At 46.7% G+C, this 12,222-nt stretch carries 11 protein-coding genes; 7 read left to right on the forward strand and 4 right to left on the reverse strand.

Annotated features, from left to right (window positions below):
- The first annotated feature begins 167 nt into the window (after window positions 1-167).
- Window positions 168-866 (forward strand): SDR family oxidoreductase, encoded by a 699-nt coding sequence (locus tag C8R30_RS10790; RefSeq protein WP_107784111.1) that lies wholly within the window; start codon window positions 168-170, stop codon window positions 864-866.
- A gap of 183 nt (window positions 867-1,049) precedes the next feature.
- On the opposite strand, the gene C8R30_RS10795 is transcribed toward C8R30_RS10790, so the two are convergent.
- From C8R30_RS10795 to gatC, 4 genes are all read right to left on the reverse strand, one after another.
- Window positions 1,050-2,093 carry an alpha/beta hydrolase family protein gene (locus C8R30_RS10795; protein WP_107790116.1) on the reverse strand — a complete coding sequence of 348 codons (1,044 nt, stop codon included), beginning with the start codon at window positions 2,091-2,093 and terminating at the stop codon, window positions 1,050-1,052.
- Window positions 2,094-2,124: 31 nt separating this feature from the next.
- Window positions 2,125-3,561 (reverse strand): Asp-tRNA(Asn)/Glu-tRNA(Gln) amidotransferase subunit GatB, encoded by a 1,437-nt coding sequence (gene gatB, locus C8R30_RS10800; RefSeq protein WP_090672091.1) that lies wholly within the window; start codon window positions 3,559-3,561, stop codon window positions 2,125-2,127.
- A 57-nt stretch (window positions 3,562-3,618) separates the two neighbouring features.
- Window positions 3,619-5,082: an Asp-tRNA(Asn)/Glu-tRNA(Gln) amidotransferase subunit GatA gene (gene gatA, locus C8R30_RS10805; RefSeq protein WP_090672094.1), complete on the reverse strand. Its 1,464-nt coding sequence runs from the start codon at window positions 5,080-5,082 to the stop codon at window positions 3,619-3,621.
- Between the two features lie 96 nt (window positions 5,083-5,178).
- On the reverse strand, window positions 5,179-5,466 hold the full coding sequence (gatC, locus tag C8R30_RS10810; protein WP_090672097.1) for an Asp-tRNA(Asn)/Glu-tRNA(Gln) amidotransferase subunit GatC: 288 nt from the start codon (window positions 5,464-5,466) through the stop codon (window positions 5,179-5,181).
- 147 nt (window positions 5,467-5,613) lie between these two features.
- Here gatC and C8R30_RS10815 point away from each other — a divergent pair, with 147 nt between their 5' ends.
- The 6 genes from C8R30_RS10815 (at window position 5,614) to C8R30_RS10840 (ending at window position 12,127) form a co-directional block, all read left to right on the forward strand.
- Entirely contained in the window at window positions 5,614-6,675 is a 1,062-nt protein-coding gene (locus tag C8R30_RS10815) for a rod shape-determining protein (RefSeq protein WP_090672100.1), read from the forward strand.
- A 147-nt stretch (window positions 6,676-6,822) separates the two neighbouring features.
- Window positions 6,823-7,641 carry a rod shape-determining protein MreC gene (mreC, locus tag C8R30_RS10820; RefSeq protein ID WP_258192013.1) on the forward strand — a complete coding sequence of 273 codons (819 nt, stop codon included), beginning with the start codon at window positions 6,823-6,825 and terminating at the stop codon, window positions 7,639-7,641.
- Window positions 7,631-8,149, forward strand: a complete 519-nt coding sequence (mreD, locus tag C8R30_RS10825; protein WP_090672106.1) for a rod shape-determining protein MreD — start codon at window positions 7,631-7,633, stop codon at window positions 8,147-8,149. Before mreC ends, mreD begins: the two co-directional genes overlap by 11 nt.
- Window positions 8,146-10,041, forward strand: coding sequence for a penicillin-binding protein 2 (mrdA, locus tag C8R30_RS10830; RefSeq protein ID WP_107790117.1), 1,896 nt, complete (start codon window positions 8,146-8,148; stop codon window positions 10,039-10,041). The genes mreD and mrdA overlap by 4 nt, the downstream gene beginning before the upstream one ends.
- A gap of 59 nt (window positions 10,042-10,100) precedes the next feature.
- Window positions 10,101-11,204 (forward strand): rod shape-determining protein RodA, encoded by a 1,104-nt coding sequence (rodA, locus tag C8R30_RS10835; RefSeq protein ID WP_090672112.1) that lies wholly within the window; start codon window positions 10,101-10,103, stop codon window positions 11,202-11,204.
- 14 nt (window positions 11,205-11,218) lie between these two features.
- Window positions 11,219-12,127, forward strand: a complete 909-nt coding sequence (locus C8R30_RS10840) for a septal ring lytic transglycosylase RlpA family protein (protein ID WP_107790118.1) — start codon at window positions 11,219-11,221, stop codon at window positions 12,125-12,127.
- Window positions 12,128-12,222: the final 95 nt, after the last annotated feature.

Genomic DNA, 12,222 nt, shown 5'->3' on the forward strand with positions numbered 1-12,222 from the left:
ATAACACTATCATTCCAGTCTCGTGGCTACGATGGTTTCACTCAGGTTTCACTCTGCAACCTTAAAAATACCTTTTTATTTTGCCGAATTGGCAGTATGTATTGTTATAACGCAAAATTGAATCACGTAAAATAGCGTCTTTGACGACAAAAAGGAGTAATCGCATTATGACAACCACTCTGATCACTGGAGCGAATCGCGGAATTGGATTGGAATTCGTTCGCCAATATGCACAAGATGGCTGGCAGGTGATTGCCTGTTGCCGCCAACCTAACAAAGCCGATCATCTTAATCGTATCTCAGAGCAATTTCCTGACCACATCAGCATCTTTGCGCTAGATGTTGCAGACCATCAGCAAATTGAACAACTATCTCGATCACTTGCTAGTAAACCCATCGATCTATTGATCAACAATGCAGGTGTTTATCCACCTTCCGACAATGGTGGGTTTGGCAACATTGACTACGCTGCTTGGGCAAAAACTTTCCAAATCAATACAATGGCACCACTAAAAATGACTGAAGCGTTTATCAACCAGATCAGTAACAGTAAGTTGAAAATAATTGCCACAATCACTAGTAAAATGGGCAGTATCGATGATAATCAGCGCGGAGGAAGCTATATCTATCGTTCGAGCAAAACAGCCGTCAATATGGTTGGCAAGAGCCTTGCCATCGACTTGAAGCCACGAGGCATCACTTCTGTGTTATTACATCCTGGCTGGGTAAAAACGGACATGGGTGGGCAAGATGCTTTGATTACAGCAGAACAAAGCGTGAGTGGTATGCGCACTATATTGAATCGCTTAACGGTAGCTGATTCGGGAAAATTTCTTGCCTACGATGGCCAGCCTATTCCTTGGTAATCGTACTCCTCAAAAAAAACCGTTTTTTTAGCAAATCGCAGCATAAATAGTAATGCTGCGACAGGCAAAACACCCTACCCTCACTTTTGCTAGATTCCCTACCAGCGAACCATTTCGATAACAAAATATGGAACTCGATAAACTGAGTGCGACTCGAGTTTACGCTCCCCGTTTCCTTACCTATCAAGGCAACTGAGGGATGCGCAAACTATCAATAAAAAAACCAAACCCTGATGCGAGCTTATTGACCTCTTTCACAAATTCCCTATCCAAAATGAGATCACCGTGATCGAGAAGCCTGGTCAAGGTAAGCTGACTATTCTTCCCCAGTCTATGCAATGCTTCATGCAGCTGAACCGATTCAGTGCTTGGGATGACGCGATCGCCATGGCCATGGATCAAGCTAACCGAGAAATTGACATTAGCAAGCTTACCATTCAGATTGAAATGATCCATCCAGTTCTCTCTATGATCGATCTCCTCAAAGGCTTGATACGATAATTTACTTCTAAACGATGTATCCTGCATTAATTGTCGAAAAAATTGAGACGTAGTAATTGAAGCAGTTTGTAAACGCTCAGGCAGAAGAGGCTTTTTCCTTTTAAGTCCATTATCTTGGATTGCGATATTAAGTAATTCAACAGCCTCGTCACTATGAAATCTGCTCTGCTGAAGGAAGTTACGCAACAAAATGTATCGGGCATATTCGTCGATTTCCTGATGTTCGATGGTAAACTGCAAGACATTCCTGAAATCAGAAAACGCTCCCAACAAGCAAATTGCTCTGACACGGGGTGCAATAGCCGCGCGTACGGAGGCCAACATAGCCACACCCCCCGAATAGGACGGTGCGAAAATACCTAATGACTGGCGTGTAGGATTGAGATGTGAATCTGCATGGATTGCTTGAATAACCGCTGCAAATTGATCGATCGTCGCCGGGCGAATCAGCAACTGATCGATATCTGCAATGCAAGGGGTCACGACACGAAACCCCAGACGAGTAAACGCCCGTGAAACTGCAGCCAAGCGTTCGTCTTGATAGCCGTGCACAGAAAAACCTGAAAACGCGATAATGGTACGACGATTGGTTTCCCATGGTTCATATACCAAAATGGGATAATTTTCATTGCACGAAGTAATAAACTGCCGCTTAACCGGTATTTTCCTGAATGCCGGAAGGAAATGACTCAGTAGAAAACGATAACCGGCTCGGCGAATGGACATGGCTTCGGGGAAAACTTCAAACTAATCAAGATTATTCCAATTTTTTCTTAAGAATCGAATTGACCTGCCCTGGATTTGCCTTCCCTTTAGTTGCTTTCATCACTTGGCCTACTAACGAATTAAAAGCTTTCTCTTTGCCGCTTCGATAATCAGCCACTTGTTGTGGAAAGGTGGCAAGTACTTCATCGATCAGCCGTTCAATTTCACTATCATCGGAAATTTGTTTGAGTCCTTTCGCAGCGATAATTGCATCCGCGTCACCTCCCTGCTCGCCCTGCCACATGCTCTCAAATACATCCTTGGCACTCTTTCCAGAAATCGTGCCATCGCTAATGCGCAAAAGCAATCCAGCAAGTTGCCCTGGGCTGACTGGGCACTGCGTAATCTCGATATTCTCTTTATTGAGCCTGCCGCTGACGTCACCCATGATCCAATTGGCACAAAGTTTTGCCTGCATGGGGAGCTGTTTGACGGTCATTTCAAAATAATCAGCCATTTCTCTGGCAGAAGTGAGTACACCGGCATCGTAGTTCGTCAATCCAAAATCCCGTATATAGCGATGGCGTCTTACCTCGGGTAATTCTGGCAACGATGCCTTTATTTGCTCGATCCACTCTTCGGAAATTGCCAATGGCAGCAAGTCGGGATCGGGGAAATAACGGTAATCATGCGCATCTTCCTTGCTACGCATCGTGCGCGTTTCATCCCGCTGGGCATCATATAAGCGTGTTTCCTGCCTAATGTGACCACCCTCTTCCAGGATTTCAATCTGTCGCCTGGCTTCAAAGTCGATAGCTTTCTCAAGGAAACGGAAGGAGTTGAGATTTTTAATCTCACAACGCGTGCCAAGTGTTTCGGTACCGCGAGGACGGACAGAAACATTCGCATCGCACCGGAATGATCCTTCCTGCATGTTGCCATCGCAAATTCCTGTCCAACGAACCAGCGTATGCAACGCTTTGGCATAGGCAACGGCTTCGGTACTGCTGCGCATATCCGGCTCGGAAACGATTTCCAGCAGTGGCGTACCGGCACGGTTCAAATCGATACCACTCATCCCATGAAAATCCTCGTGCAGCGATTTACCTGCATCTTCTTCCAAATGAGCGCGGGTAAGCCGTACCGTTTTTTCAGCGTCGCCTACCTGAATTTTGATACTGCCTCCCTCCACCACGGGAATTTCGTACTGACTGATCTGATAGCCCTTGGGTAAATCGGGATAAAAATAATTTTTTCGTGCAAAAATCGAAGGCGAATTGATTTTTGCACCAACCGCCACACCAAATTTAACCGCACGCTCCACTGCACCATAATTCAACACAGGCAATACACCCGGCAACGCAATGTCAATCCCGCACGCTTGGGTATTCGGTTGCGCCCCGTAAGCGGTAGAAGCGCCTGAGAAAATTTTCGATCGAGTCGAGAGCTGCGCATGTATCTCAAGGCCGATAACAATCTCCCACTGCATGTTCAAGAAACCCCTTATATTTCTAAAAAAGCCAAAAAAACTGTCAGGCAATCTGAGTTATGCCACAGGCAAGCGCTCCGGTGCCCGCAGGTGCCAGTCGGTCACTTGTTGATATTGGTGTGCGATGTTCAACATCTGCGCTTCCCTAAAGTAATTACCGACGATATGCAGTCCTACCGGCCGATTCTTGTCACCGAACCCTACAGGGATGGACATACCAGGTAATCCAGCCAGATTCGTTGCACTGGTATATATATCCGACAAATACATTTGGATCGGATCGTCGCTTTTTTCTCCAAAATCAAACGCAACTGCTGGCGTAGTCGGCCCCATGATCACATCGCATTGTTTGAATGCCTCGGTAAAGTCGTTTGCAATCAAACGGCGCAACTTTTGCGCTTGCAGGTAATAGGCATCGTAATAGCCATGCGATAGCACATAAGTGCCAATCAGAATTCGACGTTTCACTTCCGCGCCGAAACCTTGTGCACGTGTTTTTTTGTACATATCCTCGAGATCACTGTATTGTGGCGCACGATAACCGTAGCGCACACCATCGAAACGGGATAGATTGCTCGACGCTTCCGCAGGCGCAAGTACATAATAGACGGGAATAGACAGCTTGGTGTTAGGTAAGGAAACCTCAACGATGGTCGCACCTAGCTTGCGATATTCGGCAATAGCCGCTTCTACTGCGCTCGCCACATCATGATTCATGCCCTTGGCGAAATACTCCTTGGGTAACCCAATACGCAGCCTATCTAATGGTTTTTCTAGATCGCGGCTATAATCCTCAGTTTGACGTTGCATACTGGTCGAATCACGCGCATCGAAGCCAGCCATGACATTCATCAACAACGCCAGATCTTCGGCTGATTTAGCCATGGGTCCCGCTTGATCCAGGCTTGATGCAAATGCAATCATGCCATAGCGAGACACTAGTCCATAAGTGGGCTTGATACCTGAAATACCACACAAAGCTGCCGGTTGACGGATGGACCCTCCGGTATCGGTCGCCGTTGCGGCAGGCGCCATGCGTGCAGCAACAGCGCAGGCCGAGCCCCCCGAACTGCCTCCAGGTACGGCTGAGATATCCCATGGGTTTTTGACGGGACCATAATAGGAAGTCTCGTTACTCGAACCCATCGCAAACTCATCCATATTGGTTTTACCGATTATGACCGCACCAGCTTGATTAAAGCGCTCGATGATGGTCGCATCATAAGGGGAAACAAAATTTGAGAGCATTTTCGAGCCGCATGTCGTCAGCCACCCTTTCGCACAGAAAATATCTTTTTGTGCAACCGGAATACCCGTAAGTGGTTGAACCTGCCCTGATGAAATCATTTTATCAGCAGCCCGAGCTTGATCGAGACTCATCTCTTCGTTTACCGTTATAAACGCATTAAGATCTTTATTGAGCGTCTTGATACGCTCAAGAAATATTTCTGTTAATTCGATACTGGAAATTTTTCTTGCTGCAAGCTGGTGCGCCAGTTGCTTGAGACTAGCATTCAACATGAGGTTCGGAATCGTGAATTACTTAAAGTAGTGGATGGATAAGAAATAAATGCCAAACGTGTATGTGTATAGCTGGGTATAGCTGGGTATAGCTGGCTATTCGATGACTTTCGGAACGAGATACAATCCCGCTTCAACTTGCGGTGCAACAGACTGAAACAAAAGATGTTGATCCGATTCAGTCACAACATCCTCCCGCAGCCGCTGCATCATATCCTGCGCATGGCTCATCGGTTCAATTCCAGAAGTATCAACCGCCTGCATTTGTTCGATCAAGCTGAAAATTCCAGATAATTGCGTCAGCATTTGCTGCGCCTCATCCTCGCTAATTTCAATGCGAGCAAGACTCGCCACACGTTTTACATCATCTAACGAAAGGGTCATTTAATCTAATGTCTAGAACTTTATATTTAAATGCGTAATAGAGTATCATGACACACCGTATAAGCGATACTTTTTACGTATTTAGTCACGATACCAAGCATTTCTTAATTGTTATTGTTTTTTTTCACTTAATGGAATTCTGCCACCATGTTTAACCTCCTGAATAACAACTTCCTCGGACATTATTTCTCAACGGATATGGCGATTGATTTAGGCACCGCCAACACACTGATTCATGTTCGTGGACGTGGTATCGTTTTGAATGAGCCTTCCGTCGTTGCTATTAGACAGGATGGTGGCGCCAGTGGCAAAAAGGTAATTCAGCAAGTCGGACTCGCAGCCAAACAAATGCTAGGGCGTACACCGGGTAATATTACGGCTATCCGTCCTATGAAAGACGGGGTCATCGCTGACTTCACCGTCACAGAGCAGATGCTCAAGCAATTCATCCGGAAAGTAAATCCACCGCGTATTTTTTCCGCCAATCCACGCATTGTAATTTCAGTTCCTTGTGGATCAACACAAGTAGAACGGCGCGCTATCCGAGAAGCGGCCTTTGGCGCTGGTGCACGGAAAGTGGAACTTATAGAAGAACCCATGGCTGCGGCCATTGGCGCAGATTTGCCAGTGGAGACACCCGTCGGTTCGATGGTGGTTGATATTGGAGGCGGCACAACCGAAGTTGCAGTCATTTCGCTCGGAGGAATTGTCTACGCTAACTCGGTCCGTGTCGGAGGCGATAAATTCGACGAAGCCATTATTAACTATATTCGCCGCAATTACGGCATGATGATCGGCGAAGCTACCGCCGAAATCATCAAAACACAAATCGGTTCGGCTTATCCTGGCTCAGAAGTGCGGGAAATCGAAGTCAAAGGCCGCAATCTTGCAGAAGGTATCCCCCGTAGCTTTACGATTTCCAGCAATGAAATTCTAGAAGCCTTATCAGAGCCATTGAACAATATCGTCAGCGCGGTCAAAACGGCCTTGGAACATACCCCACCTGAGCTCGGCTCAGATATTGCTGAGATGGGCATGGTCATGACCGGTGGAGGTGCCTTGCTCCGCGATATCGATCGTTTGTTGATGGAAGAAACTGGCTTGTCAGTCATTATTGCGGAAGATCCTTTATCCTGCGTAGTACGTGGAGCAGGAATTGCGCTCGAAAATATCGACCGATCGATCGGAATTTTTGCCCGCGAAATTTAACAGGACTCCGATTTATTTGGGTTCTCAAAATACCCAAATGACTATTATTTTGAATTAGATTGCGATGGAGACAGTTCCACAATTCTTCAGGATCGGTCCAAGTCCACAGGCACGGCTATTTTTTTTATATTGTTGTCCATTTTATTGATGGTAGCCGATACACGTTATAGCGCCTTGGCTAACGTGCGTCAGGCAATCGGTGTCATTATTTATCCACTGCAACGACTCGCTCACGCGCCGGTTGGCTTATTTGACCATGCCCGCGAACTGATCAATGATTTCCACCTCACTAAAGAGATTGCTTTTTTAAAACAGCAATATTTCTTTAACCAGCAAAGGCTCTTTCAGCTACAGATGCTCGAAGAAGAAAATAAACATTTGCGAAGATTGCTGGGAGCAGCCCAACAAACGGAAGCAAGAGCGATTATGGCAGAAATCCTATATGTTCCTCGTGATCCTTTTAACCGCAAAATAACCCTTAACAAGGGAAGTGCGCACGATGTCGAGGATGGCCAGGTGGTTGTTGATGACCTCGGTGTCGTCGGGCAAATTACCCAGGTGCACCCTTGGTTATCCGAAGTCACGCTGATTACCGATAAAGACCATTCTGTACCAGTGCAAGTCGCTCGCAACGGATTACGCTCGATTGTCTCCGGTACCGGGAAAAACAATGAACTGGTATTACGCTTTTTATCGATTAATGCCGACATTCAACAAGATGATTTGCTCGTCACCTCTGGCATCGGTGGTTTTTACCCGCCCGGGCTGCCCGTAGCACGCGTCAATCATATCGAATATGATCATTCGCATGATTTTGCATATATCACCTGCACACCTATTGCAGGTGTTAACAGAAACAGACAGGTACTCATCCTTTCTTTATCTCAGCCTCTTCCCGATCAACCACAAGAAGAAATGGAAAATCCCACTCCGCAGAGTGGACTAAGGAAAAGCCGTGTCCAATGATTACCTTGAGCAGGAGATCACACTGCACGCAAAAAACAGCTTCATTTTTTTGAGCCTGTTGATTGCGTTGTTATTCAATCTTTTGCCATTACAAGAGACCATTCTGTTACTTCGTCCGGATTTTGTTGCCATTACATTACTTTACTGGAACATCAATCAACCGCAACGGATCGGCATGACTGTCTCCTTTGTGGCCGGTTTGATCATGGATGTCAGTAACAGCAGCATCCTCGGCCAACATGCCCTGGCATATTGTTTGCTCACTTTTTTTGCAATGATTTTGCATAGGCGATTACGACTATTCAATATCTTCCAGCAGGCACCACAAATTTTCTGGATGCTGCTATTTGTTCAATTTGTGGTATTTCTGACAGGTATGTTAGGTGGAACTTATTTCCCCGACTGGTATTATTTTTTTCCGAGTGCGACCGGTGCGTTAATATGGCCAATTATTTCATTCATTTTGAGCATACCCCAAAAACCCAAGAGTGATCCTGACGAGCTATGAATTATGATGTCGAGCTACGAAATCACTTAAAGGAGCTGCGCAGTTTTCACATAAGACTTGCGATCGCTGCCATTTTTGTCGTCCTGCTTTTTTGCCTGCTGCTCGCACGTTTTTTTTATCTGCAAGTGATTCGGAGCGAGCACTATACGACGTTGGCTGAAGCCAACCGGATTGCCATCATGCCTCTCGTTCCTAATCGGGGGCTCATTTTTGACCGGAACGGGATTGCGTTGGCACAAAATCATACGACTTACACCTTGGAAATCATTCCCGATAAAGTGACCAATCTAGAAGCAGCGATAGAGGAATTAGCGACATTGATCGAGATCACGCCGGAGGATCATCGGCGTTTCAATAAATTAAAGCGAGAAAACACCCGCTTTAAAAGTTTACCCATCCGAACGCGTTTATCGGATGCTGAAGTTGCCCGCTTTGCTGCAAATCGCTACCGATTCCCAGGTATAGAAATCAAAGCGCGGCTGCTTCGCCACTATCCCTACGCTGAGCTGTTATCGCACGTCATCGGCTATATAGGCCGCATCAGCGATAAAGATCTTGAACAACTCGAGCGTGACAACGCTTTGGAAAACTACCGTGGTTCCTCACATATTGGCAGGATAGGTCTGGAACAGAGCTATGAAAAAGAATTGCATGGCATTACGGGTTTTGAAGAAGTCGAGATCGATGTAGCCGGACGCCATGTTCGGACCTTATCACGAACACCACCTGTTGCAGGAAATGATTTGACGCTTTCTCTCGACATTAAACTGCAACAAGCTGCAGAAACCGCATTTGGCGATTATCGGGGCGCATTAATCGCAATGGATCCCGAAAATGGTGAAATTCTTGCCTTTGTAAGCAAACCCGGGTTTGATCCAAACTTATTCGTAGATGGCATCGATCATTTAAACTGGCGTTTACTCAATGAATCCATCGACAGACCGCTCAACAATCGTGCGTTGAGAGGGGTCTATCCACCGGGCTCGACCTTCAAGCCTTTTATGGCACTGGCGGGATTGGAATTGGGCAAACGCACCTTCAGCTATTCGATCAGCGATCCTGGCTATTTCAGCCTGCCCGGCAGTCAGCATCGTTTCCGGGACTGGAAACCGGGCGGTCACGGCCGAGTCAATTTACACAAATCCCTTGTGGTTTCCTGCGATACCTACTATTACATGTTAGCCCACGATCTTGGTATCAATAATATTTTCAGCTACATCAGTCAATTCGGATTTGGAAAACGGACCGAGATCGATATTCCAGGTGAAGTCGCAGGGCTGCTTCCCTCCCCTGACTGGAAAAAAAAGCGTTTTAATCAAAATTGGTTCCCGGGCGACACCATTTCCGTTGGCATCGGACAAGGTTATAACCTTTCCACCCCGCTTCAACTAACTTTTGCCACGATGCTGCTTGCCAATGAGGGCATTGCATACCGTCCTCATTTTGTGAAACAAATTCACGATAACAAAAATGGCCAGGTTTATGCGCACAAAGCAAAACCGATGTATACACTGGATATCAAAAAAGAAAATATGGCGCATGTCAGAAATGCCTTGGTCGATGTGACACGCCCTGGCGGGACAGCAGCACGTGCAGGCGCAAACGCAGCTTATACCTTTGCCGGGAAAACAGGCACCTCGCAAGTCATTAATATCAAACAAGGTGAACGCTACAATGCCAATAAAATCAATGAACGTCACCGTGACCACGCATTATTTACGGCGTATGCACCTGCAGACAATCCCAAAATCGTGCTGACGGTATTGGTCGAAAATGGTGGCTCTGGCGGTTCGACAGCGGCTCCCATAGCACGGCAAGTACTGGATTATTTTTTTCTCGGCAAAATGCCCGAACCTTTACTTGCTGGCACTGCGGGCAACCCGCAGCGCTAACGATGTATCGCAACCCTATATTATTAGACGAATCACACCACACGCTTAATTAAATTTGCATGATCGACTTCAATCGCCTATGGCACTACTTGACACGTTACGTCGATAATTTCTTGTTGGGTGGGATATTTTTGCTGATGTTGATCGGACTGGTTGTGCTTTATAGCGCCAGTGGAGGGAATCTAGGGCGCATCAGTAACCAGATCGTCAATATCGCCGTAGCGCTCACAGTGATGTGGCTGATGGCGAATATTCCACTTCAGCAAATTAAGCGACTTGCGCTGCCTTTATATATCGTGGGTATCGTTTTATTGATCGCCGTAGCCTTATTTGGCGAGATTCACAATGGCGCCCGCCGCTGGCTTAATATCGGAATTACCCGCATACAACCCTCCGAACTGCTAAAAATTGCCGTTCCCCTCATGATGGCATGGTACTTCGATAAATCGGAGATCACACTCCGCCTGCGCGATTACGCTGGCGCCACTTTGATTTTACTATTGCCGGTACTGCTGATTGCGCGTCAACCTGATTTAGGAACAGCCTTGTTGATTACGGCCAGTGGTTTTTATGTCCTTTACTTTGCGGGGTTATCCTGGCGTATCATGGCGGGTTTATTGGTCTCCGCAGCAGCGATATTACCCCTGTTCTGGACATTTGCGATGCATGACTATCAACGTAAGCGTGTCCTGACTATGCTGGATCCTTCTCAAGATCCTTTGGGCGCCGGCTATCACATCATTCAGTCCAGTATCGCGATTGGCTCCGGTGGAATCGCCGGAAAAGGTTGGCAGAAAGGTACGCAATCCCAGCTTGATTTTTTGCCGGAACAAAGTACAGATTTTATTTTTGCAGTATTCTCAGAAGAATTTGGTTTAATCGGTAATGGTTTGTTATTATTGCTTTATCTAGCCGTCATCGGACGTTGTATGATCATCACTGCCAATGCCCCGACACAATTTACCCGTCTTGTTGCAGGGTCGATTACCTTTACATTTTTTACTTATGTTTTCGTCAATATGGGTATGGTCAGTGGAATCTTGCCCGTTGTGGGCGTCCCGCTCCCCTTGATCAGTTACGGCGGGACTTCATTGGTCACCATGCTACTCGGCTTCGGCATCTTGATGAGTATACAAACCCACCCTAAACTGGTAAAAACTTAAGAAAGGCTGAATCCATGAGCGCTGCAGCACATCACTCGTTTTCTTACCAAAAATTATCCTACTTCACACAGGCCATAGGCTTATTTTTACTGATTACACTCGTGGGTTGCGGCAGCACATCGCGTTACGCAGGCCCGGGGGACCCCTCCAAGGCTTCGACATTCTCAACAAAAGCGAGGGGAGGCGGCTATTATCTCGACGATGGTCCGCCTGACAACCCTCCTACCAATTTGCATGCCATTCCCGATGCCATCCCACGTGTTGAGTCTTTAAGACCTGCCAATATGCGGCCTTATAGTGCGCTGGGCCAAACTTTTAGGCCAATGACATCACTCACTCCCTATCGTGAACAAGGAATTGCCTCCTGGTATGGACGTCGCTACCATGGAAAACCAACCGCATCGGGGGAGACATATGATATGTTTGCCATGACAGCGGCCCATCCGACACTGCCCATCCCCAGCTACGCCCGGGTAACGAATCTCCACAATGGTAAATCGGTTATCGTTCGCATCAATGACCGCGGCCCTTTTTTAGCTAACCGAATCGTTGATCTATCCTACACCGCGGCCTATAAGTTAGATGTGCTTGCCAACGGAAGCGTACCCGTCGTGGTCGAAACGATTATTCCAGGAACGGCATCTTCTCCACAAATCAAAACGGTGACAGCTTCTCAGCCTGCTCGGGCAGGTAATCGAATCTATTTACAATTGGCGGCGTTCGGGTCAGCCAATAACGCACAAAGCTTCCTTTCACAAATTCGTTCTGAATTACCGTCGATCAAGCATAAAACCGATATTACCAACGAGGGCGGGTTATATAAAATACGTACCGGGCCCTATACCAACCACGAAACTGCCAGAAGAACCGCTGAACAAATCACCCAGCGCATCGCGGTCAAACCCATCTTGACCATGCGGTAATGGAGTAATGTGCTCCTGAAAGTAATGAATACACAGAACATATTAAGGGCATCTCTAAAAATTCAGAGTTATAAACAAGACGAGGCGAGAACAAA

Source organism: Nitrosomonas nitrosa (assembly GCF_003051105.1).
Lineage (GTDB): Bacteria > Pseudomonadota > Gammaproteobacteria > Burkholderiales > Nitrosomonadaceae > Nitrosomonas > Nitrosomonas nitrosa.